We start from the raw sequence: 23,868 nt of genomic DNA on the forward strand, positions 1-23,868 counted from the left end.
GCCGAACGCGTCTCCGGCACTCACCGGTGGTGTGAATGCTGTGTGACGCGGGCCCGTTGCGCCGTCAGGGGCGGCGGCCCAGGCCCCGGTCGATCTCCTCCTGGGTGGCCGGCCGCGGCCGGGCGTTCTTCAGCACGTCCTTGGTCTTCTGCGCGCCCTCGATGGTGCGGTGCGGCTTCTCGATCTTCTTGAACGAGCGCAGCGCCAGCAGCCCGAGCAGCGCGGCCAGCAGCAGGTAGGCGCCGGCCACGATCAGGAAGGACCAGCCGAGGGTCAGCCCGAGCGCCTGCAGACCGTACGCGGCGGCGAAGCTCAGCATCGGCACCGAGGCCAGCGCGACCACGCCGGCCACGGCCAGCGAGACGCCGCCGGAGACCCCGCGCTTGACGTCCTGTCGGATCTCCGCCTTGGCGAGCGCGATCTCGTCGTGCACCAGGGCGGACAGGTCGGCGGTGGCCGCCGCGAACAGCTGCCCCACCGAACGCTCGCCCTCGTAGGGCGCCCGGCCGTCGCTGGTCGGTTCTGCGGTTCCTGCGGGCATCAGCGGTTCTCCTTCACGAGGCCGGGCAGTTGCGGTGGCGGGATTTGTTGCCGACAGCTCTGAATCATGCCCCGACCGGCCAGTCCGGCACCACTCCGGGGCGCCCCTCGGGCGACGGCGTGTCACCTGACGGGCCCTCAGGGATGGTTTCAGGTCAGAGCGCGGTCTGCTGGTAGACGTCCGGGATGCCGTCGCCGTCCGAGTCGAGGTTCTCCTCGTCCACCAGCTGCTGGTAGTGCCGGTTGCGCAGCTTGAGCAGCACGGTGGCGACCAGCGCGCAGAGCAGCGAGCCGACCAGTACGGCGGCCTTGGCCCGGTCGGCCAGCTCCGGGTCGTCCGGGAAGGCCAGGTCGCTGATCAGCAGCGAGACGGTGAAGCCGATGCCGGCCAGGGTCGCGACCGCGAACAGGTCGGCCCATTTGAGCTGCGGGTTGAGCTCGGCCCGGGTGAATCTGGCGGCCAGCCAGGTGCCGCAGAAGATGCCGACCGTCTTGCCGACCAGCAGGCCGAGCACGATGCCGAGCGGGGTGGCCTGGGTGAACACCTCGCCGAGCGCCGGGCCGGTGATCGCCACCCCGGCCGCGAACAGGGCGAAGACCGGCACCGCGAAGCCCGCCGACAGCGGCCGGACCAGGTGCTCGATGTGTTCGCCGGGGGAGACCTTCTCGTCGCCGACCTTGTGGCAGCGCAGGATCAGGCCCATCGCGACGCCGGAGACCGTGGCGTGCACCCCGCTCTCGTGCATCAGCGCCCAGATCAGGAAGGCCAGCGGCACGTACAGGTACCAGCCGCGGACCCCGTGCCGGTGCAGGAACCAGAACAGCACCAGACCGGCCAGCGACAGCCCGAGCGCCCAGAACTTGATGCCCGAGCTGTAGAACACCGCGATGATCAGGATCGCGATCAGGTCGTCCACCACGGCCAGCGTGAGCAGGAACGCCCGCAGCGCGGACGGCAGGTGACTGCCCACCACGGCCAGCACGCCGAGCGCGAAGGCGATGTCGGTCGCGGTCGGGATGGCCCAGCCGGTCGGGTGGCCGCCGGGTCCGGCGTTGGCCAGCGTGTAGACGATCGCGGGCAGCGCTACGCCGCAGACCGCCGCCACCACCGGCAGCATCGCGGCCCTCGGGTTGCGCAGCTCACCGGCGACGAACTCGCGCTTGAGCTCGATCCCGGCCACGAAGAAGAAGATGGCCAGCAGCCCGTCCTTGGCCCAGGCGTCCAGGCTGAGGTCGAGGTGCAGCGGCGCGGACGGGCCGATGGTCCACTCGCGGACGGAGTCGTACGAGCCGGGCCAGAGGTTCGCCCAGAGGAGTGCGGCGGCGGCGGCCAGCAGGAGCAGGATGCCGCCCACGGTCTCGGTGCGCAGCGCGTCGGCGAGGTACGTCCGCTCGGGCAGCGAGAGCCGTCCGAGGAACTGACGGCGGGTCGGGGTGGGCGGCGGCGTGGCCACGACGGGAGACCTCCAGGGCGGGGAGCGGCAAACGGATACACCGGTGGTGCGGTGCCGACCAGTCTTCCCGGCGCGCCTCAGAAATCTTGTTGTGTTTTTGACAGTCTAACGGGTGGTCTCTGGCTAACGGGTGGTCTCTGGCGGGCGGGCGCGGCAACCCTGAGGCGGTGTCCGGTTTGCCTATTTTATGAAGAGAGCTGACTTTCGCTCGGGAACCCGCGCCTCCGCCCGGCGCGCGCCCTCTCGTGCGCTCCCTCGAACGGGTGCCGTGCGGTGCGGCCGGTCGGCGAGCTTCCTACCGTCGGGCATATGCCGTCCGGACCGGGCGGTCCCGCCCGATCCCGGAGCTCCTGATGTCCAGTCAGATAACCGACCGGCCCCCCTCACCGCTGCCCGCCCTCTCCCCGGAGCTGGCCCAGCTGATCCGGCCCCTGTTCAGCGGGGTCTCGCCGACCGGCGGCGTCGCGGTCGCCGTCATCCGGGGGAACGAGCGGACGGTGGTCTGCCGGGGCTACGCCGACCGCTCCGGTGCCCGGCCGGTGCGCGCCGACACCCGCTTCGCGCTCGGCTCGGTCACCAAGACCTTCACCGGGCTGCTGCTCGCCGAGATGGTGGCCAGGGGCGAGGTCAGGTACGAGGACCCGATCGACCGCTACCTGCCCGCCGAGGTGCTGCCCGGCTATCCGCAGGAGCGGCCGATCACCCTGCTGCACCTGGCCACCCACACCTCGGGCCTGCCCCGGCTGCCGGTCGGCCTGCTCCCCTCGGCGCTGCCGCGCTGGTTCACCGCCCCGTACGCCACCTTCAGTCGGCCGCACCTGCTCCGGGCGCTGCCGCGGACGCCGGTCCGGGGCATGCCGGGGGCGCAGGTCCGCTACTCCAGCCTCGGCTGCGGGCTGCTCGGGCTGGCGCTGGAGAGCGCGGCCGGGGTCCGTTACGAGGAGCTGCTGGCCAGCCGGATCTGCGGCCCGCTCGGGCTGATCGACACCTCCTGCGGGCCGCATGGCTACCGCCGGGGCCGCCGGGTGCCGTCCTTCCGGCTGCCGGCCCTGCCGGGCGCGGCCGCGCTCAGCTCGACGGCGGACGACATGCTGCGCTACCTGCAGGCACACCTGGCGGTGGACGCGGTGCCGATCACGGACCGGGGCGGCACGGCCGCCGCGCTGAAGGCGGCGCTGCGGGAGGTCCGGCTGCCCCGGGTCGAGCGGCGCCGCTCCGGTGCGCGGATCGCCCTGACCTGGAACCAGCGGTCGGTGGAGGAGGGCGAGTTGCTCTTCCACACGGGGTCGACGGGCTCGCTGCGGGGCCGTGGTGCGACGGCCGAGGCTTCGGGGGGCCGGGACGGCGGGGCGGCCTCGGCGGTGTTCGCCGGGTTCAACCCGGTGGCCCAGGTGGGGCTGGTGGCGATGGCCAGCACGCTGCCGGGGCTGCGCCGCCGGTTCACCCAGACCGCGTACGCGACGCTGCGGCGGCTGGCGGGCTGAGTCTTGGCGTGACACCGCGGCGGGGGCCGGTGACGGCCCCCGCCGCAGCGCTGGTACTGACGACCGGTCAGCTGTGGTCGGCGCCGCCGGGCAGCTGGGACTGGATCAGGTTCATCACCGAGGAGTCGGCCAGGGTGGTGGTGTCACCGACCTCGCGGCCCTCGGCGATGTCGCGCAGCAGGCGGCGCATGATCTTGCCGGAGCGGGTCTTCGGCAGCTCGCTGACCACCTTGATCTGCTTCGGCTTGGCGATCGGGCCGAGCGTCTTCCCGACGTGGTTGCGCAGCTCGGCGACCAGCTCCTCGGTCTCGGTCGCGGTGCCGCGCAGGATCACGAAGGCGACGATCGCCTGGCCGGTGGTGGCGTCGGTCGCGCCGACCACCGCCGACTCGGCCACGGCGGGGTGGCCGACCAGGGCGGACTCGACCTCGGTGGTGGAGATGTTGTGGCCGGAGACCAGCATCACGTCGTCCACCCGGCCGAGCAGCCAGATGTCGCCGTCCTCGTCCTTCTTGGCACCGTCACCGGCGAAGTACCGGCCCTCGAAGCGGGACCAGTAGGTGTCGATGTAGCGCTGGTCGTCGCCCCAGATGGTGCGCAGCATGGACGGCCACGGCTCGGTCAGCACCAGGTAGCCGCCGGAGCCGTTCGGCACCTCGCGGGCCTCGTCGTCCACCACGGTGGCGGCGATGCCCGGCAGGGCGCGCTGGGCGGAGCCCGGCTTGGTCTCGGTGACGCCCGGCAGCGGGCTGATCATCATCGCGCCGGTCTCGGTCTGCCACCAGGTGTCCACGATCGGGGTCTTGTTGCCGCCGATGTGCTCGCGGTACCAGATCCACGCCTCGGGGTTGATCGGCTCGCCGACGCTGCCCAGCACCCGGAGGCTGGAGAGGTCGAACTTGGCCGGGATGTCGTCGCCCCACTTCATGAAGGTGCGGATCGCGGTGGGCGCCGTGTAGAGGATGGTGACGCCGTACTTCTGCACGATCTCCCAGAACCGGCCCTGGTGCGGGGTGTCCGGGGTGCCCTCGTAGATCACCTGGGTGGCGCCGTTGGCGAGCGGCCCGTAGACGATGTACGAGTGCCCGGTGACCCAGCCGATGTCGGCGGTGCACCAGTAGACGTCGGTCTCCGGCTTGAGGTCGAAGACCGCGTGGTGGGTGTAGGCGGCCTGGGTCAGGTAGCCGCCGGAGGTGTGCAGGATGCCCTTGGGCTTACCGGTGGTGCCGGAGGTGTACAGGATGAAGAGCGGGTGCTCGGCCTCGTGCGCCTCGGGGGTGTGCTCGGTGGACTGGCGCGCGGTGATCTCGTGCCACCAGACGTCCCGGCCCTCGGTCCAGGCGACGTCCTCGCCGGTGCGGCGGATGACGAGCACCTTCTCGACGCCGTCGACCTTGGTCAGCGCCTCGTCGATGGCGGGCTTGAGCGCGGACGGCTTGCCACGGCGGTAGCCGCCGTCGGCGGTGATCACCAGCTTGGCGTCGGCGTCCTGGATCCGGGAGGCCACGGCGTCGGCCGAGAAGCCGCCGAAGACCACCGAGTGGGTGGCGCCGATCCGGGCGCAGGCGAGCATCGCCACGACCGCCTCGGCGATCATCGGCAGGTAGACCGCGACCCGGTCGCCCTTGCGGACGCCGAGCTCCAGCAGCGCGTTGGCGGCCTGCGAGACCTCGTCCTTGAGCTGGGCGTAGGTGATCGAGCGGCTGTCGCCGGGCTCACCCTCGAAGTGGATCGCCACCCGGTCGCCGTTGCCGGCCTCGACGTGCCGGTCCACGCAGTTGTACGCCACGTTGAGCTTGCCGTCGGCGAACCACTTGGCGAACGGCGGGTTCGACCAGTCCAGGGTCTCGGTGGGCTCGACCGCCCAGCTGAGACGGCGGGCCTGCTCGGCCCAAAAGCCGAGCCGGTCCTCGGAGGCCTGCGCGTACGCGGCCGCGGTGACGTTGGCGTCGGCCGCCAGCTCCGCCGGGGGAGCGAAGCGGCGCTCCTCCTTGAGCAGGTTGGCCAGGCTCTCGTTGCTCAACGCGCACTCCTCATCGAGTCTCAATCTGCCGGGAGATCCCGTGCGGAAGGGATTGTCCCGTGTGTCCCAGCGCACAGCTCACCAGGCGAACCGCCCTGTTGACAAGAGGCATCGTGGAATTGGTGTAGACCTTTGACCGGGTCGGGACGCTTTACGCGGTGCGGCGAGCCTTGACGGACCGTCCGGTCGGTACTCCACTGACAGCAGGGCTGGAGCCCCGGCCGGCACCGGGCCGACCGCGACCCGCCCTGGTGGGGGGACAGCATGTCCGGACTTCCCGCGAGCACCGACTCCCGTACCGAACCCCAACCCGGCGACTTCGCCGTGGTCCGGATGGGCGGCCACGGCGGCCGCCTGATCCGGATCGGCCAGTGGCTCAACGGCGACGGCTTCACCGACTTCGAGCACGCCTTCGTCCACGTCGGGAACGGCGAACTGGTCGAAGCCCAGCCCGGCGGGGCCGAGCTCCGACCGCTCTCCGTCTACGACAACCGCCCGACCCGCTGGTCGACCGGGCGGATCCCCTTGACCGACGACCAGCGCCGGGCGGTGGTCGCGGCCGCCCGGGGCTACGTCGGCACCCCGTACAGCGTGGCCGACTACTTCGCGCTGGCCGCGCACCGCTTCCACCTCCCGCTCGGACCACTGCTCAGGAAGTACGTCGCCGACAGCAGGCACATGATCTGCTCCCAGCTGGTCGACCAGTGCTACTGGGACGCCGGCGTGCACCTCTTCACCGACGGCCGCTGGCCCGGCTACGTCACCCCGGCCGACCTGGCCAACCTGCTGGGTCCGTAGCCGGGCTGACGGGCTGACGCCTGGTCAGGCGGCCAGGCTCGGGGTGTCGGCGGGGCCCGGCTCGGTCGGGCTCCGCCGCTGGTCCGAGACCGGGACGAAGCGGCGCAGCACCGGGTCCAGCACGTACGCCTGGGCGTCGGCGAAGTCGAAGTACATGCCGACCAGCCGGAGGGTGCCCGCCGTGACCCTGCGCTCCACCGCCGGGTGGGCGAGCAGCTGGTCCAACTGCTGGACCACGTTGGTGATGCAGAGCTGCTCCACCTCGCTGACCACCGGCCGGTCGGCGAACTCCGCGGGGGCCCGGCGCAGCCGGGCCAGCGAGCCCCGGCCGTTGCGCAGCCAGCGCCCGAGCGGGGTGGGCGGGCCAGGGGTCAGGTGCACGCCGTCCAGCAGGGCCTTCATCGCGCCGCAGCCCGAGTGGCCGCAGACGGTGATCGAGCGGACCTCCAGCACCTCGACCGCGTACTGCACGGCGGCCGCCACCGAGTCGTCGGCCGCGCCGGGCTCGTACGGGGCCGGGACCAGGTTGCCGACGTTGCGGACGGTGAACATGTCGCCCGGGCCACTGCTGGTGATCATGCTGGTCACCAGCCGGGAGTCGGCGCAGGTGAGGAAGAGCTGGGAGGGCGTCTGGCCCTCCCTGGCCAGCCGGGCCAGCTCGGGCCTGACCAGGTGGGCGGTGTGCTGCTGGAAGCCGCGGACGCCGTCCAGCAGGCGGCCGTGCGGGTCGTCGGCGCCCGGCTCGATGCAGTGGTGGCCGCCCCAGGGCGTCCAGGCCCGGCAGCGGTGCGGGCCCGGCGAACTGCCCGCCCGGACGGTGCCGTCCGGGTCCAGCACCTCTTCGTCGAGCTCGGTCAGCACGGTGACCCGGCCGCCGGCCGCCTGGTGGCCGGCCCGCCAGGTGTGCACCTGCTCGTAGGCCGCGTGGTCCAGGAACGAGCCGTCATGACTGACCGTCACCCGGGTGCCGGCCGGGATGCCGGCCAGCGCCCGGCTGAGCCGGGGCACCACGGCGAAGGTCAGCGGGCCGTGCGTACGGACCGTCCAGGAACCGTCCGGCTCGGCCAGCACGTCGACATGGGCCCGGGTCAGCCGGTACAGCGCCAGCAGGGCGGCGACCCCGCCGCCGAGCAGCACCCCGAGCGGGACGCCGAGCAGCACCACGCCGAGCACGGTGGCCAGGTAGACCGGGAACTCCCGGTGCCGGTGCACCCGCCGGATGTGCGCGAAGCTGACCATCTGGACGCCGACCACCAGCACCAGCGCGCCGAGCGCGGCCAGCGGGATCTGCCGCAGGCCGCCGCCGAGCGCGAGGGCGGCCACCAGCACCCAGACCCCGTGCAGCACGGCGGACCACCGACTGGCGGCCCCCGCCCGGATGTTGGCGGTGCTGCGGACGGCGCCGCCGGCCACCGGCAGACCGCCGAGCAGACCGGTGAGCAGATTGGCGATGCCCTGGCCGCGCAGCTCGCGGTCCAGGTCGATCGGGCCCGGCGCCATCCGGCCGACCGCGACGGCGGAGAGCAGCGACTCCACACCGGCCACCGCCGTCACCGTCAGCACAGCGGCCAGCAACAGCGGCCAGTGCGCGCCGAGTTGGGCCGCCGAGGGGAGCGCGGCGAAGTCGTGCCGCTCCCAGCCGGGCAGCTCGACCCGGGCCAGCGTGAGGCCGAGGCCGATCGAGAGGCCGGTGGCGGCCGCCACCGCGACCAGCGCGGCGGGCACCCGGGCGGCGACGGCGCCGATCCGGCCGGCCCGGCCGGGCAGCAGGCCGAGCCGGGGCCAGCCGAACAGCAGCACGATCGCCAGCCCGCCGACCGCGAGCGCGGGCAGGTGCGGCCCGGAGAGCTGGCCGGGCAGCGCGATCAGGTTGGCGAGTGCGGCGCTCTGCGGCGATCCGCCGAGCACCACGTGGAGTTGGGCGATGGCGATGGTGAGGCCGACCCCGGCCAGCATGCCGTGCACGACGGCGGGGGAGACGGCCAGTGCGGACCTGGCGACCCGGAAGGTGCCGAGCAGCAGTTGCAGGAGCCCGGCGGCCACCGTGACCGCGCAGGTCACCTGCCAGCCGAACTGGGCGATCAGGCCGGCCACGATCACGGTCAGCGCGGCGGAGGGGCCGGTCACCTGGAGCGGGGCGCCGCCGAGGGCTCCGGCGACCATGCCGCCGACGGCGGCGGCCACCAGCCCGGAGGTGAGCGGGGCGCCGGTGGCGAGTGCGATGCCGAGCGAGAACGGGACGGCGATCAGGAAGACCACCAGGGAGGCCGGCAAGTCCCTGGTCAGCCGTCCGAGGCGGCCCGGCGGGGCGTGGTCGGTGGTGTCGGAGGCGATGGGTGCGGCGGAGACGTCGAGGGTCATGGTGTCCCGTCTTTCCGGGGGAACGAACGCAGTCAGGTCCGGGCGGTGCTTCGGGGGATCGGATCGGCTGTCGTGGGTCGCGACGGTGTGGCGGGGGATGGTCGTGGGGTGCAGGCACGGCGGGGTCGGCTCGTCCACCCCTGGGACCATCAAGATTCGGTAAACCGAGAGTAATGAGATCTTTGCACAGCGTAAAATCGAGCGGTAGGGCGAAGGCTCGGATTCACTCCTTCGGGGGGTAGGCGAACCATCGGGGGATATGCAGAAACGCGCTGGGCGACCCCGGTCTCCCAGGGTCGCCCAGCGCGTCGTGGCCCGTGGCCGACGGTGGATCAGACGCCGGCCGCGTCCAGGTGCCCGGCGCCGAGCACGAAGCCCTCGTCCACCTGGGTGGCCAGGTCGATGCCGGTCTTGGCGTTGCCCCAGCTCTCCGCGTTCCGCAGGTGGAAGTGGACGGCCTGGCCGGTCCAGCGCTCCGGCTCGCGGGCCGCGAAGGCCAGCTCCGCCTGCTCCCTGAGCCGGGCCAGCACGGCCCGGTTGGCGGGCTCCAGGGTCCGCAACTCCGGCTCGGCACCCTGCTCCAGGCGGCGCACCCAGTCGGACTGGCCGAAGCAGGTGAGCAGGTCCTCGCCGACCTCGCGACGGAGGAAGGCGAGGTCGTCGGCGCCGTTCACCTTGTTGCCGACCACCTTCAGGTTCACGCCGAAGTCCCGCGCGTACTCCTTGTACTGGCGGTAGACCGAGACGCCCTTCCGGGTCGGCTCGGCGACCAGGAAGGTCAGGTCGAAGCGGGTGAAGAGGCCGGAGGCGAACGAATCCGAACCGGCGGTCATGTCGGTGACCAGGTACTCGTCCTGACCGTCGATCAGGTGGTTCAGCAGCAGCTCGACCGCGCCGACCTTGGAGTGGTAGCAGGCCACCCCGAGGTCCTGCTCGGTGAACGCGCCGGTGGCCAGCAACCGGACCGAGCCCTCGTCCAGCGCGATCGGCCGGGCGCAGGCGGCGTACACCGGGTTCTCCTCGACGATCCGGAGCAGGCGCGAACCCCGGCCGGGCGGCGTGGTCTTGATCATCTGCTCGGCGGAGCCGATCAGCGGATTGCTGCCGCGCAGGTACTCCTTGATCTCCGGCAGGTGCGCGCCGAGCGAGGGCAGCGCGGCGGCCTGATCGTCCGTCAGGCCCAGGGCAGGGCCGAGGTGTTGGTTGATGTCCGCGTCGACGGCGATCACCGGGCAGCCCGCTGCGGCGAGGTGGCGGATGAACAGTGCGGACAGCGTGGTCTTCCCGCTGCCGCCCTTGCCGACGAAGGCGATCTTCATCTGAGACTCCGGCTCTCGGCCCAGCCGCTGGGCGGCTGAAGTTCTTGGTAATCGTTATCGTCACCGATAGCGCTCATGCTATCGGGGGTTTGGCCCACCGCGCGGGCGGGAAAGTCGGATTGCCTCGAACGGGTGATGGTGGGGTTGCTGTCGGGCCCTGGGGGAGGTGTTCATTACCCTCGGGTAGGTGACCACTGGAACAGACCCCCTCGCCCCGCTGGCCGAGCTCCCCGGAGTCCCCGAGGCCGTCGCGGAGGTGCGCAAGGCCGTCGACCGGCTGTACGGGCACCGGGCGATGCGCCGCCGCGCCGCCGAGGTGACCTCGGAGTCAGCCCTGCGCGGGGCCCGGGCCTCCGCCGCCCTGGACGGCGCGGACTGGCCGCTGGAGGAGGTCCGCCGCCGGACCGACTTCGGCGCCGACCCCGAAGCCCGTACGGTCGGCGGCGCGCTGCGGATCTCCGCCGAGGCGGGGCAGCTGCTCAGCGTCTGGCGGCACTCGCCGATGCAGGTGCTGGCCCGGCTGCACCTGCTCGCGGTGGGCGACGGCGCGGCCGACGCCGGCCGGCCGCGAAAGGCGGACGAGCCCGCCCCCGAGCTGTTCCCGCTCGAGCTGGCGACGGCCGAGGGGGTCGGGTCCGAGCTGCCGCCGGCGGTGGCCGTCACGCTGCCGCCCGCGCCGCCCGCCGAGGAGGCGGCCGCCCGGCTGGACCAGCTGGCCCAGCTGCTGGCCGCCCGCGCCGACCGCGCCCCCGGCGTGGGTGCCCCGGCCCTGGTGGTGGCCGCGGTGGTGCACGGCGAGCTGCTCGCGCTGCGGCCGTTCGCCTCGCACAACGGCGTGATCGCCCGGGCCGCCCAGCGGATCGTGCTGATCGCCGAGGGGCTTGACCCGAAGGCGATCTGCCCCGCCGAGGTCGGCCTCGCCGAACTCGGCACCGCGGCCTACCAGCAGGCTCTGCAGGGCTACCTGAGCGGCACCGCCGAGGGCATGGCGGCCTGGATCGCGCACTGCGGGCAGGCGCTGCGGCTCGGCGTGCGGGAGAGCACGGCGGTCTGCGAGGCGATGCAGCGCGGGATGGTCTGAGCTCTGGCGTTGGCGGCCGTCCACCTGCCCTCCTCCGGGGGCGGGTGGGCGGCCGTTGCCGGTTATCGGTCGTTCATAGGTGCCGCATAGCGGCGGTCCGCAGACTGTGCGGCGAGGCAAGAGCAGCACGGACGCAAGCCCGACCGCTGACGCACCGCCACCGTCACTGACCGCAAATCCGGAGGAGGCACCAGAAGCATGACCATCCTCGACGAGCGTCCGGTCGAAGCCGACGTCGCAGCCGCGCCGGCCCCGATCCCGGCCCTGATCCCGGAGCCGGCCCTGGCGCCGGTCCCGGAGCGCCCACCGATCGCCGACCTGCGCTCCAGAACCCGCGAACTGCACCGCCTGCGGGCCGAGGTGGAGGCCGGGCCGAACCCGCAGGCCACCGCCCAGCAGCACGGCCGAGGCAAGCTGACGGCCCGTGAGCGGCTGGAACTCCTCTTCGACGAAGGCTCGTTCATGGAGTTCGAGCCGCTGCGCCGGCACCGCGCGGTCGGCTTCGGGATGGAGGCGAAGAAGCCGCACACCGACGGTGTGATCGTCGGCTGGGGCACCGTGCACGGCCGGACGGTCTTCTCCTACGCCCACGACTTCCGGATCTTCGGCGGCGCACTGGGTGAGGCCCACGCGCAGAAGATCCACAAGATCATGGACATGGCCGAGGCGTCCGGCGCCCCACTGGTCAGCCTGAGCGACGGCGCCGGTGCGCGGATCCAGGAGGGCGTCACCGCGCTCGCCGGGTACGGCGGGATCTTCCAGCGCAACGTCCGGGCCTCCGGGGTGATCCCGCAGATCAGCGTCATCCTCGGGCCGTGCGCGGGCGGCGCGGCGTACTCGCCCGCGCTGACCGACTACGTCTTCATGGTGCGGGGCATCTCGCAGATGTTCATCACAGGCCCCGACGTGGTGCAGGCCGTCACCGGCGAGCGGGTCAGCATGGACGAACTCGGCGGCGCCGACGTGCACTCGCAGGTCTCCGGGGTCGCCGCGTTCGCCTACGACGACGAGCAGACCTGCCTGGAGGAGGTCCGCTACCTGCTCTCGCTGCTCCCGCAGAACAACCGCGAGCTGGCCCCGTACAGCCCGACCGACGACCCGGCGGACCGGCGCTGCGAGGCGCTGTTCGACCTGGTGCCCGCCGACCCCGCCCGGGCGTACGACATGCGCGCGGTGCTCGAGGAGCTGGTGGACGACGGCGAGTTCTTCGAGGTGCACGCGGCCTGGGCGCCCAACGTGGTCTGCGCGCTGGCCAGGATCGGCGGGCACGTGGTCGGCCTGATCGCCAATCAGCCGCTGGCGATGGCCGGGGTGCTGGACATCCACGCCTCGGAGAAGGCCGCGCGCTTCGTCCAGCACTGCGACGCCTTCAACATCCCGCTGGTGACCATGCTGGACGTGCCGGGCTTCCTGCCCGGCGTCGACCAGGAGCACGACGGCATCATCCGGCACGGCGCCAAGCTGCTGTACGCGTACTGCAACGCGACGGTCCCGCGCATCCAGCTGATCCTGCGCAAGGCGTACGGCGGCGCGTACATCGTGATGGATTCCCGCTCGATCGGCGCCGACCTGTCCTTCGCCTGGCCGAGCAACGAGATCGCGGTGATGGGCGCGGAGGGTGCCGCCAACGTGATCTTCCGCCGGGACATCAACGGGTCGGAGGACCCGGAGGCGACCCGGGCGCAGAAGATCAAGGAGTACCAGACCGAGCTGATGCACCCGTACTACGCGGCGGAGCGCGGCCTGGTGGACGACGTGATCGACCCGGCCGATTCCCGCGCCGTGCTGGCCAGGGCGCTGGCGATGCTGCGGACCAAGCACCGGGCGCTGCCCCGCCGCAAGCACGGGGTCACCCCGCTGTGAGCGGGCCGGAGGGGCCGGTCCTGCGGGTGCTGCACGGCCGGCCGGATCCGGTCGAACTCGCCGCCACCGTCCTGGTGTTGCGGGCGGCCGCCGTCGCGGCGGCGGCCCGGGCCGGGGCGCCGCCCGGCCAGGGCGGCCACCGGGCGGTGGACTGGGAGCGGCCGGGAGCGGACCACCACTCGGCCGGCTCCTGGCAGCGCGATCCGGCCCCGATCTAGGTCAACGTGTCAAATCCCCACGCCAGTTCAGTCTCACTGAGGAAGAATCCGCATCATGACTGCGACCGACTACGTCATCTCAGCCGCACTCGTCCTCCTGGTCATCCCGCAGATCCGCGGCACCAGGCTCACCGTCCTCAACCTGTTGATCCCGCTCGCGCTGGTCGCGGCGGCCGCCGCCTACTACCTCAAGGGCATCCCGACCCAGGGCAACGACGTGCAGCTCGACCTGGTGACGGTGGCGGCCGGTGCCGTGATCGGCGTGGGCTGCGCGCTGAGCACCCGGCTGCAGCGGGGCTCCACCGGTGAGGTGATCGCCAAGGCCGGGGTGCTGGCGGCCGCGCTGTGGATCGTCGGCATGCTCGTCCGGGCCGTCTTCGTCTACGCGGTCTACCACGGCTACGGCGCCGAGATCGCGGACTTCAGCCGGGAGCAGCAGATCACCGGCGCCGAGGCGTGGACCGCCGCGCTGGTGCTGATGGCACTGGCCCAGGTGGTCGCCCGGCTGCTGGTGCTGCGGCTGCGGGCCCGGCAGGTGGTCGCGGTCTGACGCAGGGTTGGAGCCGGGTCCGGGAGGGTCGTCCTCCTGGGCCCGGCTCCGTCGTGTGCTGCCCCCGCCCCGGGGCGGTCATGCGGCGGCCGGTCGGGACAGGGCCGGGTCGGCGTACTCGACCAGGCTGACCCGGCCGGTCGCGGGGAACGGCCTGGCCAGCGCGGCGTACCGGCCCTGACCGACCGGCAGATCCTGCACCAGCCACCGTCGCGGCCCGGCGCCGACGCCGAACCGGACCACCACCGGGCCCGGCAGCTCCGGGTCCACCTCGATCGCGCGCAGGTCGGCCGCCAGGCCGACGCCGACCGCCTTCAGCACCGCCTCCTTCCGGCTCCAGGCCCGCAGGCCGGCCGCCCGACGGTCGGCCGGGTCGGTCAGCCGGGCCAGCTGTTCGCGCTCCCGGGGGGTCAGGGTCAGCGGTGCGGCCCGGTCCGGGTCGGGGCCGGCGGCGGTCGCCAGATCCACTCCGAGCGGGCCGTGACCGGTCACCGCCAGCAGCCAACTGCCGCCCGAGGCAGTCAGGTTGAAGCTTGCTCCGGCGTTTGGGCCGGTGAGTGCGGGGGCGCCGTGGCCCGGGTCGGCGCACTGCGGGCAGGCCCGGCGGCCGAACCGCAGCCCGGCCGGGTCCCGGTCGAGCCGGGCAGCCAGGATCCGGCGCAGCGCCACGTGCGAGCTCAGGTAGAGCCGGGCGGCCTCAGGGGTGAGCCGCCGGGCCCGGTCGAGTTCGGCGGCGGAGAGCAACCCGGTGCGCCGCAGGTCGAGTTCGGCCTGCGGGGTGGCGGCCCCGCCGTGCCAGACCTGGGTGACGGCTCCGGCCGGGGCCGGCCCGGTCGGGACCGCGACGGCGCCGCCGGTGGCGGCCCCGCTCACCGCGCCCCGCCCGCCAGTGCCTCGGTGACCGCGCCCGCCAGCCGTTCGACGGTGTTCAGTTCGTCGAACAGTCCGGCCGGGGAGATGTCCACGTCGAAGGCGTCCTTGATCCCGTTCAGCAGCGCCATCGCGGAGAGGGATTCGCCGCCCGCCGTGAAGAAGTCCTCGTCGACGTCGCCGAACCGGTCCCGGTCGAGCGCGAAGGCCCAGAGCCCGGCCATCGCGGCCTCCACCGGCGTCTGCGGCCGCGCTGTCAGCGCGGGTACGGCTTCGACGGCCAGGGCCGCCGCCTGCTCGGCCTGCTCGGCGAACTGGGTGGCGTACCGGCGGCTGTAGTCGGCCCGGACCAGCTTGCCGAGCGCGTTGAGCTCCAACTCCGCCTGCACCAGCACCCGGGAGGGCACCTTGAACGGGGCGAGCAGGCCCGCGACGTGCGCCCGCAGCCCGGCTTCGTCCACGGCCGCGCCCTCGTGCAGCACCACCACGGCGGCCACCCGCTGGGTGAACAGCTCGTCCGCCACGCCGAAGGCCACCGCCTGCCGGACGCCGGGGTGTCGCAGCAGCGCCTCCTCGACCTCGTACGGGGAGATCTTCTCGCCGCCCCGGTTGATCATCTCCTTGATCCGGCCGGTGAGTTGGATCGAGCCGTCCTCGGCCAGCCGCCCGAGGTCGCCGGTCCGCAGCCAGCCGTCGACGAACGCCTCGGCGCCGTCCTCCAGCCGGAAGTAACGGTCGATCACATTGGCGCCGCGCAGCACGATTTCGCCCGTACTGCCGGGGGTGGTCCGGACCGTGCCGTCGGGGTCGAGCAGGCCGACCTCGGAGCCGGTGGGCACCATGCCGGCCGCGCGCGGGGTGCCGTCCGACGGCAGGGTGGAGGCGATCTGGTGCGCCTCGGACATCCCGTAGGTCTCCAGTACCGGTGCGCCGTAGGCGAGTTCGAGCTCCTCGCGGAGGGCGGTCGGCAGGCTGGCGGTGCCGGAGCGGGCGAACCGCAGGCCACTCAGGTCGGCCGGCCGTTCGCGCAGCCGGTCGAGCAGCAGCCGGTGGATGGTCGGGCCGGCCGAGAACCAGGTCGCCCCGCTCTCGGTCAGCGCGCGCAGGGTCTGCTCGGCGTCGAAGGCGGGTAGCAGCAGGACGCTCGATCCGGCGATCAGCGAGGTGATCACCGAGCCGACCAGGCCGTGGATGTGGAAGGTCGGCATCACGTTGAGGCAGCGGTCGGCGGGCGTGAGGCCGTACGCCAGGACGGAGGCGGTGGCACCCGCAAGGAGGTGGCGCTGCGCGAGCGGGACGATCTTGCCGGCCGAGGTCGTACCCGAGGTGCGCAGCAGCAGTGCCTCGTCCGCGACCGGCTCGGCGAGCGGCCGGAGCGGGTCCAACCCGGCGCCGGTGAACCGGAGTTCGACCGGCCCGCCGAGCGGATCGGGGGTGGCCTCCAGGATCGCGCAGCTGGTCCCGGCGGTGGCCCGGAGCAGGCTTGCGGAGCTCCCCGCGAAGGTCAGCACGAGCGAGGGCTCGGCCATCGCGAGCGCCTGCCCGAACTCCTCCTCGGTCAGCAGCGGGTTGACCGGGTAGCACACCGCGCCAGCCATCACGGCGAGTTGGACCACCACGCCGTCCAGGTCGTTGGGCGCGCAGACCAGCACCCGGTCCTGCCGCTCGACGCCGAGCTCGGCCAGCCGGGCCATGGTGGCCCGGACCAGGCCGTCGAGTCGGCGGTAGTCGACGCTCCGCCCGTCGGGGCCGAGCAGGGCGGGGGCGGTGGGAGTGGCGGCGGCCCGTTCGGCCAGCACGGCGAGCAGGGAGGTCGGGACGCGGTTCATCGGACGGGCTCCAGGTGGGTGAGTCGCAGCTCGGGGACGGTGCCGACCTGGGCGTCGACCCAGCTGTCGGAGTAGACGGTGTCGGCGTACCGGTCGCCGCCGTCGGGGAGGATCAGCACGCAGACCGCGCCGGGTTCCAGCCGGCCGCGCAGCCGGGCGAAGGCAGCGATCACGGCGCCGGACGAGCGGCCGGTCAACAGGCCCTCCCGGTCCAGCAGTTGGCGGCAGCCGGCCACCGCCTCGGCCTCGGTCACCGGCTCGACCAGGTCGAGCCCGGGGCCCCGCGGCCGGCCGCCGTGCGGCAGGTCGTCGACCACCACCAGGGTGGTGGCCAGCCGGTGGGTCCGCAGGTGGGCGGCGGCGCCGAGCAGCGCGACCGGGCTGCTGGCGGGGCAGAACAGGTAGTCGGGGTCGGCCGGCAGCCCGGCCCTGATCTCCCGGACCAGGGTGTCGTCGGTGCTGTCCGGGCTGCCGGATCGCGGCCGGTACGCGCCGGGCAGGGTGGCCGCCAGCGCGTCGGCCAGCCGGGCCAGTCGGCCGCCGTCCGGCGGACCGCCGGCGGGAGCGGTGCGCACCGCCTCGATCCGGGCGCCGAAGGCGTGCAGCATCGCCCGGTGCCAGACCGTGACGGCCCCGGCCTCGACCACCACGTGCAGGTCCAGGCCGTAGTAGCGGCAGACCTGGGCGTACGAGATGGCGAGGTTGCCCGAGTCGGCGGCCAGCACCACCGGGCGGCCCGGGACGATCTCACCGGTCCGGAGCGGGGTGAGCAGCAGGCCGAGCGCGGTGCGGTCCTCGATGCTGCCGGTCGGGTTGAAGCGTTCCAGCTTGGCGTGCACCCGCAGGCCGGAGTCGGGGGAGAGGCCGTTCAGGCAGACCAGCGGGGTCTGGCCGACGGTGTCCAGGATGCCCTGGCGAACGTGGTGGTTCATGAAGTCCTCCACTACTGGACGGCCGCGGACGGACCGTCACCGGACGGCCGGGAGCGCTCAGCGCCGCGGCTCTGGGGTGGTCAGGACCGCCTCGATGCGGTTCAGCATGGCGTCGGCCCGGTCGTTCATCCCCGGGCCGCTGCGGCAGGACATCGCGATCTCCACGTGCCCGGGAAGCTGGTAGGCCGACAGGAAGGCCGGTGCGTACGGGACGTACATCGGCAGCGAGTAGACGGTGCGCGCGGTGAAGCCGCCGCCGGAGAAGCCGGGCAGGTCGGCCCGGCCGAGTTCGGAGACGATCGCGGAGGCCTGGTAGGTCTCCCGCCGGTCGCCCGCCGAGCGGGCGGCGGCCAGCGCGGGGGCCAGGCCGGCGAACGAGGAGAGCCTGACGTTGCCCTCGCGGGGGCCGTCGGAGTTGAGCTCCTGACCGTCCATCATGGCCTGCACCAGCTTGCCCTGGGTGGCCCGCCAGCTCGCCCCGAGCGGGACGTCGAGCAGCACCGGCAGGGTCAGGTTGGCGGTGGAGAGCACGGCCGGGTCGTGCCGCCGCAGGTTCACCGGGACCATGAACCGGCCGTCCGCCCCGGACGCCCCGGTCATCGCCACGGCGATCTTGGCGACCAGGCCGGCGTGGCTGCCCGGGATGCTGCGGCGGCGCCAGATCCAGCCGGGGCCCGGGGCGTCGTCGGTCCGAGCGGCCGGGAGGGCGTCGAACGGCGAGGGCCAGCGGGCCTCGGTGTCCGGACGCTCCACCGACCTGGCGAACCGGGCGACGAAGGTCTCCTCGGTGTCGGTCGCGGCCGCCCCGACCGGGGTCTCGGCCCGCAGCGCCCGGAACACCTCGGCCATCCAGGCCATCACGCCCTTGGCGTCCATCACGGCGTGGAAGGCCCGGAAGACCACCGTGCTCGGCTCGCCGGTGAGCAGCAGCACCTCGCAGTTCGGGCCCTTGGCCGGGTCGAACGGGCGGCGCAGCAGCTCGCTGTCGTACGTCCGACGGTCGATCAGCGAGCCGTCCACCACGGTGACCGGAGGCGCCTGGCCGCTGTCCACCCAGTACGCCCCGCGGCGGACCACCCGGGCCCCCGGGCAGGCGGCGGAGGCGATCGCCACCGCCTTGGCCAGCTGGTCCGGATCGAGCCTGCCCGCCCCCTCGACGAAGACCTGGATCGCCATCGGCGGGGCCATCAGCGCCGCCATCAGGTAGCTGCGCTCGGTCAGCGAGATCTTGCGCTTGTAGAGGGTGGCGGCGGGACGCGGACGGGCCTGAACGAGGGTCATGCCAGGCTCCCTTCGGTGAGTCGGAGGCGGACGGGGGCGTCCGTCGGGGCGAGGGTGCGGGAGAGGGCGAGCGGGCCGGTCGGGCCGAGGTCGCCGGCCCAGCGCAGCGGGAGCGGTTCCTCGGCGGCCAGCGCGAGCTGGACGCCGCCGGGGACGGGGCGGCTGCTGCGCAGCCACCACCCGCACGGCGTCCGCCGCCAGCCCGGCCGCCAGGCCGGCAGTTCGACCCGCTCGGGGCGGATCGCGGCGATGCCCTTGGCCTTCAGCAGCGCCTCGGTCTCGGCCCACTCCCGCATGCCGACCTGCTCGGCGGGCCGGTCGAGCACCCGGGCCAGCCAGCCCAGCGCGGCCGGGCGGGGGCGCTGGTCCTGGATGTCCACACCGATCCAGATCCCCCGGGCCAGCGCGGTGAGGCCCAACTCGCCCGCGTGCGAGACCGATCCGCGCCAGGCCGACTCCGGCCGGTCCTGGTCCGGCCAGGACCAGCGCCGCTGGGCGTCCCGGGTGGGCGCGGTCCGCAGACCGGCCACCCGCTCGGCCGCGTCCAGCAGCAGCCCCCGCCCGGAGGGGCTGGCCCGGCGCCCGAAGCCGTCCCGGGGGAGCCGCGGGGTGCTGCTCGGGCAGAGGTGGATCCTGCTCATCGGACGAACCGGAACCGGGGCACGGCCAGGGCGAACAGGACCACCGCGACCGCCAGCAGGATGCCGGCCCCGGGCAGCGCCGCGTCCAGCGACCCGCCGCGCACCAGGATGTCCTGGTAGGCGTTGAGCGCGATCCCCTGCGGGACGAACTCCGAGACGGTGCGCATGAAGTCGGGCATGAACACCCCGGGGACCATACAGCCGCCGAGCGCCGCCAGCACCAGCACCACGGCGGTGCCGATCCCGGTCACCTGCGCCTCGCTGCGGGCGATCGAGGCCAGCAGCAGCCCGAGCGAGACCGCGCAGGCGGCCAGCGCCAGCGTGATCGGCAGCAGCGCCAGCGGATGCACCCCGAGATCCATCCCGAACACGAACCGGCCGAAGCCGAGCAGGATGCCGACCTGGACCACCGCGACCAGCAGGTACGGGGCGACCTTGCCGAGCAGCAGCTGCCAGCGCGGCAGCGGGGCGGAGAGCAGCCGGCGGAAGGTGCCCTCCCGCCGCTCGACCATGATCGAGCTGGCCATCACGGTGACGATGAAGAAGACGTACATCACCGTGTAGCCGGGCACCTCCTGCTGGTACACCGAGGGGTACTTGATCGCGCCCTCGCCGTCCGGGAAGCTCACCTTGGCGTTCACCTGATGGGTGGTCGCGTCCAGCGCCGCCACCTGGGCCTGGAGGGCCGCGCGGAGCGCCGGATCGGACTGACCGTCACCCAGCTTGGTGAGCGCGAGCCTGGTCCCGGCCTGCGAGGTGACCGTGACGATCAGGCTGCTGATCGCCGACTGCACCGGGTCCACCACCTGGCGGGACGAGGACGGGTCCACCACGTAGCCCACCTCGGGCACCGCGCCGTCCGCGATCCGCTGCTGGAAGCCGGCCGGGATCACCACGCTGAACGAGTCGGTCTTCGCCTTCACCCGCTCCTGGGCCTGCGCCGCGCTGAGCGGGGCGCCGTCCTGGGTGCTGGTGACCTTCAGCTCGCCGCTGCCGGCCAGGGCCGTGGCCACCGCCCCGGCGGCCGGGCTGTGGTCCTCGTCCACGATCGAGATGCTCAGCTTGCCCGGGGAACCGAGGTCGGCGAAGGAGTTGCCGAGCGCGAAGCTCATCACGGTCATGAAGAGCACCGGGGAGAGGAACAGGGTGATCAGCGAGCCGCGGTCCCTGAGCAGGACCAGCAGTTCCTTGCGCATCATCGGAAACATCAGGCACCGTCCCGTATCTGGCGACCCGTCAGGTCGAGGAAGAGCGACTCCAGGTCCGGGCGGCCGAGCTTGATGCCGCCGAGGCCGAGGCCGTGCTCGGTGGCCAGGTCGGAGACCCGGCGCAGGGTGGCCGGCATGTCCGTCACCCGAACCCGCAGGGTGGCGGCGGTCACGGTCACCTCGCCGTGCGCGGTGAAGGCCACCGCCAGGTCCTCGACGCCCTTCGGCAGCAGCGCCGACTCGGCCTCGTTGAGCGACCACTCGAGCAGGCCCTCACCGAGCGGTTCGAGCAGTTCGTCCTGGGTGCCCTCGGCGAGCACCCGGCCGTCGTCGATGATCACGATGCGGTCGCAGAGCTGCTCCACCTCCGGCATGTAGTGGCTGGTGTAGACGACCGACATGCCGAACTCGGCCCGCAGCCGCAGCACGGTCTCGAAGATCTGGTTGCGGCTCTGCGCGTCCACCCCGACCGTCGGCTCGTCCAGGAACAGCAGCTTCGGCTTGTGCAGCAGCGCGGCGGCGATGTTCACCCGGCGCTGCATACCGCCCGAGAAGGAGGAGACCCGGTCCCCGGCGCGGTCGGTCAGGCCGACCACGTCGAGGGCCCAGTCGATCCGCTCGTCGCGGAGCCGGCGGGGCAGCTTGTACGCGCCGGCGAAGAAGGCCAGGTTCTGCCGGGCCGTCAGGCTCGGGTAGAGGGCGATCTCCTGCGGGACCACGCCGATCAGCGCCTTGGCCCGGATCGGATCGGCCGTCAGACCGAGCCCGCCCACCGAGATCGAGCCCTCGTCGGGGGCCAGAGCACCCGTCAGCATCGCGATCGTGGTGGACTTGCCGGCCCCGTTCGGGCCGAGGAAGCCGAGGATCTCGCCCTTGCCGACCCGCAGCGAGATGCCGTCCACCACCGAGCGGTCACCGAACTTCTTGACCAGTCCTTCGGCGGTCAGCACGTCGGCCGCTCCGGAGGTCACGTCGACGCCCTCGGGCGCCACCAGGTCGATGGTCATGACTGCCACCGCGAGACCACCAGCGAGAGGTAGCTGCCGCCGTAGGCGAAGCTGGAGACCAGCGCGTGGTCGACGTCGCCGGACCGGCCGCCCTGCGGCACCAGTCCCGGCAGCTCGTCGGGGGCCACGTCCACGCCCCAGGTACCGGGCAGGAAGCCGTCCTGGATCGACTGCACCGCCGCGACCAGGGCCAGCCCAGGGGCGGAGCCCGAGGTCTCGCCGAACAGCGACTTGGTCGCGGTCAGCGGCCGCTCGGCCAGACCGCTGGCCCGCAGGGCGGCGATCTCGACGTCGTCCACCGCCGGGCGGCCCATCGCCGCCGAGGCGACCAGGCCGATGTCCTGCGGGGTGAGTTCGGCCGTCCGGAGCGCCTCGGACATCGAGCGGGCCCAGGCCGTGCCGTGGCTGTGCAGGCCGGAGATCCCGCTGTCGTCGCCGGTCAGACCGAAGCCGGCCACCTTGGCGAGCACCGGGGTCTCGTTCTCCCGCGCACTGGCGGCGGACTCCAGCACGATCGCGACCGCACCGGCCGCGAGCACCGTGCCGCCCCCGCCGAACGGGTGCACCCCCTTGTCGCTGAGGAAGCCGGGGATCTTCACGTGCCCGGCCAGCAGGGCGTCCGGGCACTCGTCCGCGACCACCACCACGATCCGTTCGGAGGCACCCCGGGAGATCAGCCGGTAGGCGTAGTGCAGCGCGCTCAGCGCACTGGTGCCGCCCGCGCAGACGGTGGCGGTGATGCCCTTGAAGCGGTGCAGGATCGCCACGTGCCCGGCGGCCGCGTTCACCACCGTGTTCGGGAAGAACTTCGGGTTGGCGCCGGACGGGCCGCCGGCCAGCACGATGCCCTCGTTGAAGTCCTTCACCGGCGTGATCGGGGCCAGACCGGTGGCGAAGATCAGTCCGGTCTGCTCGGCCTGCTGCCGGCTCGGCTTGCCGTACGTGCGGTGCAGCTGCTCGACGGCCGCGGCGGCCAGTCGGCTGGTCGGGTCCATCCGGCGCAGCACGGCGGGGTTGACGCCCGCCGCGATCGCCTTGTAGTCGATGGTGCCGGCCGGGCGGCTGCCGTAGCCCTCCACCTCGACCTGCTCGCGGTACGCGGGTTCGCCGGAGGCGAGCGTCTCGAGCAGCTCGGCGTGGCTGTGCGCAGAGCCGGCGATGCCGGCGACGCCGGTGATCACCACGTCCCGGCCGACCGCGGCGGCCACCGCCGCCGGGGGCGGGGTGTCGGTCATCGCGGCGTTCCGGATCACCAGGGCGGCGTTGTTGCCGCCGAACGCGAAGGAGTTGGAGACCACCACGTCGATCGCCTCGTGCCGGGCCTTCTCCGGCACGATGTCAAGCCCGCTCGGGGCCGGGGTGCCACCGGTGTTGGCGGTCGGCGGCAGGATGCCGTCGCGGACGGCCATCGCGCAGACCACGGCCTCCACCGCACCGGCCGCGCCCAGGGTGTGACCGATCATCGACTTGGTCGAGCTGACCGGCGGCGGGGTCTTGAAGAGGGTCCGGATCGCCTTCGGCTCGATCTTGTCGTTGGTCGGCGTGCCGGTGCCGTGGCCGTTGATGTAGTCGACCTGGTCCACGGTGTGGCCCGCGCTGCGCAGCGCCGCCGTCATGGCCCTCGACGCACCGTCACCGCCCGGGTCCGGCGCGGTCAGGTGGTACGCGTCGGCGGACAGGCCGTACCCGGCCACCTCGGCGATCGCCGGGACGCCGCGCCTGGCGGCCGCGTCCGCGTTCTCCAGCAGCAGGAACCCGGCGCCCTCGCCGAGGTTGAGCCCGGCCGAGCGGGTGTACGGGGAGCAGGCGTCGGAGTCCAGCGCGCCGAGCGAGTGGAAGCCGTTGAAGGAGAGCCCGGCCAGCGGGTCCACCCCGCCGACCAGCACCACGTCGGCCTCGCCGCTCCAGAGCAGCTCGGACGCGTAGCCGATGGCCACCGCGCCGGCCGCGCAGGCGTTGGAGAGGGTGGCCCGGGGGCCGGTCAGCTGCAGCCGCTCGGCGACCAGGTCGGCCACGCTGTGCAGCGAGTACCCCTTCAGCAGCCGGACGTCCGCCTTGCGCAGACCCTGCTTGATCCACTGCTCGTGGAACTTCTCCACGCTCCGGCTGGTGCCGAGGCTGCTGCCGATGACCACGGCGACCCGCTCCGGGTCGTAGCCCGCCTCGGCCAGCCGGCCGTGCTCGACGGCCTCGGTGGCCGCCTTCACGGCGAGCGTGAAGCAGCGGTCCACGCCCGGCTCGTCGGCGACCGGGGACTGGCCGCCCTTGCTGGTGATCAGGCCCGTGGTGTCCACCACGGTGACCTCGCCGACTCCGCTGCGCCCCGCCTGGATGGCGGTCCAGCACTCGTCCGCGGTGGTGCCGACGGCTGAGATCATGCCCAGCCCGGTGATGACGATGCGCATGGCT

19 protein-coding genes are annotated in these 23,868 nt (G+C 73.2%); 6 read left to right on the plus strand and 13 right to left on the minus strand.

Annotated features, from left to right (window positions below; all coding sequences use genetic code 11):
• Positions 1–64: 64 nt before the first annotated feature.
• Complete coding sequence (locus F4556_RS19030) at positions 65–541, minus strand: phage holin family protein (protein ID WP_184917513.1); 477 nt, start codon at positions 539–541, stop codon at positions 65–67.
• Between the two features lie 154 nt (positions 542–695).
• Positions 696–1,994: a Na+/H+ antiporter NhaA gene (gene nhaA, locus F4556_RS19035; protein ID WP_184917517.1), complete on the minus strand. Its 1,299-nt coding sequence runs from the start codon at positions 1,992–1,994 to the stop codon at positions 696–698.
• A gap of 353 nt (positions 1,995–2,347) precedes the next feature.
• On the opposite strand from nhaA, the gene F4556_RS19040 reads away from it, so the two are divergent.
• Positions 2,348–3,478, plus strand: coding sequence for a serine hydrolase domain-containing protein (locus F4556_RS19040; RefSeq protein WP_184917521.1), 1,131 nt, complete (start codon positions 2,348–2,350; stop codon positions 3,476–3,478).
• A gap of 67 nt (positions 3,479–3,545) precedes the next feature.
• On the opposite strand, the gene acs is transcribed toward F4556_RS19040, so the two are convergent.
• The gene (gene acs, locus F4556_RS19045) at positions 3,546–5,501 is read right to left on the minus strand and encodes an acetate--CoA ligase (RefSeq protein ID WP_184917524.1); all 1,956 of its coding nucleotides are present in this window, start codon (positions 5,499–5,501) and stop codon (positions 3,546–3,548) included.
• Positions 5,502–5,765: 264 nt separating this feature from the next.
• Between acs and F4556_RS19050 the strand changes: the two genes are divergently transcribed.
• The gene (locus tag F4556_RS19050) at positions 5,766–6,299 is read left to right on the plus strand and encodes a hypothetical protein (protein ID WP_184917527.1); all 534 of its coding nucleotides are present in this window, start codon (positions 5,766–5,768) and stop codon (positions 6,297–6,299) included.
• Between the two features lie 24 nt (positions 6,300–6,323).
• Here F4556_RS19050 and F4556_RS19055 read toward each other — a convergent pair whose 3' ends face one another.
• Both F4556_RS19055 and F4556_RS19060 read right to left on the minus strand, forming a co-directional pair.
• Positions 6,324–8,660, minus strand: a complete 2,337-nt coding sequence (locus F4556_RS19055; RefSeq protein ID WP_184917529.1) for a SulP family inorganic anion transporter — start codon at positions 8,658–8,660, stop codon at positions 6,324–6,326.
• Positions 8,661–8,992: 332 nt separating this feature from the next.
• Complete coding sequence (locus F4556_RS19060) at positions 8,993–9,979, minus strand: ATP-binding protein (RefSeq protein WP_184917532.1); 987 nt, start codon at positions 9,977–9,979, stop codon at positions 8,993–8,995.
• Positions 9,980–10,166: 187 nt separating this feature from the next.
• Between F4556_RS19060 and F4556_RS19065 the strand changes: the two genes are divergently transcribed.
• From F4556_RS19065 to F4556_RS19080, 4 genes are all read left to right on the plus strand, one after another.
• Positions 10,167–11,060 (plus strand): Fic family protein, encoded by an 894-nt coding sequence (locus tag F4556_RS19065; RefSeq protein ID WP_184917535.1) that lies wholly within the window; start codon positions 10,167–10,169, stop codon positions 11,058–11,060.
• 198 nt (positions 11,061–11,258) lie between these two features.
• The gene (locus F4556_RS19070) at positions 11,259–12,923 is read left to right on the plus strand and encodes an acyl-CoA carboxylase subunit beta (protein ID WP_184917539.1); all 1,665 of its coding nucleotides are present in this window, start codon (positions 11,259–11,261) and stop codon (positions 12,921–12,923) included.
• Positions 12,920–13,141 carry an acyl-CoA carboxylase epsilon subunit gene (locus F4556_RS19075; RefSeq protein ID WP_184917544.1) on the plus strand — a complete coding sequence of 74 codons (222 nt, stop codon included), beginning with the start codon at positions 12,920–12,922 and terminating at the stop codon, positions 13,139–13,141. The genes F4556_RS19070 and F4556_RS19075 overlap by 4 nt, the downstream gene beginning before the upstream one ends.
• 55 nt (positions 13,142–13,196) lie before the next feature.
• Positions 13,197–13,691, plus strand: a complete 495-nt coding sequence (locus F4556_RS19080) for a hypothetical protein (protein WP_184917547.1) — start codon at positions 13,197–13,199, stop codon at positions 13,689–13,691.
• Positions 13,692–13,769: 78 nt separating this feature from the next.
• Here the strand turns inward: F4556_RS19080 and F4556_RS19085 are convergent, their stop codons facing one another.
• Genes F4556_RS19085 through F4556_RS19120 form a run of 8 tightly spaced genes read right to left on the minus strand, consistent with a single transcriptional unit; the run spans position 13,770 to position 23,864 of the window.
• Entirely contained in the window at positions 13,770–14,564 is a 795-nt protein-coding gene (locus F4556_RS19085) for a 4'-phosphopantetheinyl transferase family protein (protein WP_184917551.1), read from the minus strand.
• Complete coding sequence (locus tag F4556_RS19090; RefSeq protein ID WP_184917554.1) at positions 14,561–16,390, minus strand: non-ribosomal peptide synthetase; 1,830 nt, start codon at positions 16,388–16,390, stop codon at positions 14,561–14,563. The genes F4556_RS19085 and F4556_RS19090 overlap by 4 nt, the downstream gene beginning before the upstream one ends.
• Entirely contained in the window at positions 16,387–17,322 is a 936-nt protein-coding gene (locus F4556_RS19095; RefSeq protein ID WP_184917557.1) for a pyridoxal-phosphate dependent enzyme, read from the minus strand. Before F4556_RS19095 ends, F4556_RS19090 begins: the two co-directional genes overlap by 4 nt.
• 57 nt (positions 17,323–17,379) lie before the next feature.
• The gene (locus F4556_RS19100; protein WP_184917560.1) at positions 17,380–18,603 is read right to left on the minus strand and encodes a hypothetical protein; all 1,224 of its coding nucleotides are present in this window, start codon (positions 18,601–18,603) and stop codon (positions 17,380–17,382) included.
• Entirely contained in the window at positions 18,600–19,244 is a 645-nt protein-coding gene (locus tag F4556_RS19105; protein WP_184917563.1) for a 4'-phosphopantetheinyl transferase family protein, read from the minus strand. The genes F4556_RS19100 and F4556_RS19105 overlap by 4 nt, the downstream gene beginning before the upstream one ends.
• Positions 19,241–20,443: an ABC transporter permease gene (locus F4556_RS19110; RefSeq protein ID WP_221503648.1), complete on the minus strand. Its 1,203-nt coding sequence runs from the start codon at positions 20,441–20,443 to the stop codon at positions 19,241–19,243. The genes F4556_RS19105 and F4556_RS19110 overlap by 4 nt, the downstream gene beginning before the upstream one ends.
• A gap of 8 nt (positions 20,444–20,451) precedes the next feature.
• Positions 20,452–21,459, minus strand: a complete 1,008-nt coding sequence (locus F4556_RS19115; protein WP_221503649.1) for an ABC transporter ATP-binding protein — start codon at positions 21,457–21,459, stop codon at positions 20,452–20,454.
• On the minus strand, positions 21,456–23,864 hold the full coding sequence (locus F4556_RS19120; protein ID WP_184917569.1) for a beta-ketoacyl-[acyl-carrier-protein] synthase family protein: 2,409 nt from the start codon (positions 23,862–23,864) through the stop codon (positions 21,456–21,458). The genes F4556_RS19115 and F4556_RS19120 overlap by 4 nt, the downstream gene beginning before the upstream one ends.
• Positions 23,865–23,868: the final 4 nt, after the last annotated feature.

Source organism: Kitasatospora gansuensis, assembly GCF_014203705.1.
GTDB classification, from domain to species: domain Bacteria; phylum Actinomycetota; class Actinomycetes; order Streptomycetales; family Streptomycetaceae; genus Kitasatospora; species Kitasatospora gansuensis.

What these genes read in the sequence shown, in the direction of transcription:
- F4556_RS19030 (WP_184917513.1), bottom strand. Translation starts at nt 541, where the DNA reads ATGCCCGCAGGAACCGCAGAACCGACCAGCGACGGCCGGGCGCCCTAC.
- F4556_RS19040 (WP_184917521.1), top strand. Translation starts at nt 2,348, where the DNA reads ATGTCCAGTCAGATAACCGACCGGCCCCCCTCACCGCTGCCCGCCCTC.
- F4556_RS19050 (WP_184917527.1), top strand. Translation starts at nt 5,766, where the DNA reads ATGTCCGGACTTCCCGCGAGCACCGACTCCCGTACCGAACCCCAACCC.
- F4556_RS19055 (WP_184917529.1), bottom strand. Translation starts at nt 8,660, where the DNA reads ATGACCCTCGACGTCTCCGCCGCACCCATCGCCTCCGACACCACCGAC.
- F4556_RS19060 (WP_184917532.1), bottom strand. Translation starts at nt 9,979, where the DNA reads ATGAAGATCGCCTTCGTCGGCAAGGGCGGCAGCGGGAAGACCACGCTG.
- F4556_RS19070 (WP_184917539.1), top strand. Translation starts at nt 11,259, where the DNA reads ATGACCATCCTCGACGAGCGTCCGGTCGAAGCCGACGTCGCAGCCGCG.
- F4556_RS19080 (WP_184917547.1), top strand. Translation starts at nt 13,197, where the DNA reads ATGACTGCGACCGACTACGTCATCTCAGCCGCACTCGTCCTCCTGGTC.
- F4556_RS19090 (WP_184917554.1), bottom strand. Translation starts at nt 16,390, where the DNA reads ATGAACCGCGTCCCGACCTCCCTGCTCGCCGTGCTGGCCGAACGGGCC.
- F4556_RS19095 (WP_184917557.1), bottom strand. Translation starts at nt 17,322, where the DNA reads ATGAACCACCACGTTCGCCAGGGCATCCTGGACACCGTCGGCCAGACC.
- F4556_RS19100 (WP_184917560.1), bottom strand. Translation starts at nt 18,603, where the DNA reads ATGACCCTCGTTCAGGCCCGTCCGCGTCCCGCCGCCACCCTCTACAAG.
- F4556_RS19105 (WP_184917563.1), bottom strand. Translation starts at nt 19,244, where the DNA reads ATGAGCAGGATCCACCTCTGCCCGAGCAGCACCCCGCGGCTCCCCCGG.
- F4556_RS19110 (WP_221503648.1), bottom strand. Translation starts at nt 20,443, where the DNA reads ATGATGCGCAAGGAACTGCTGGTCCTGCTCAGGGACCGCGGCTCGCTG.
- F4556_RS19115 (WP_221503649.1), bottom strand. Translation starts at nt 21,459, where the DNA reads ATGACCATCGACCTGGTGGCGCCCGAGGGCGTCGACGTGACCTCCGGA.
- F4556_RS19120 (WP_184917569.1), bottom strand. Translation starts at nt 23,864, where the DNA reads ATGCGCATCGTCATCACCGGGCTGGGCATGATCTCAGCCGTCGGCACC.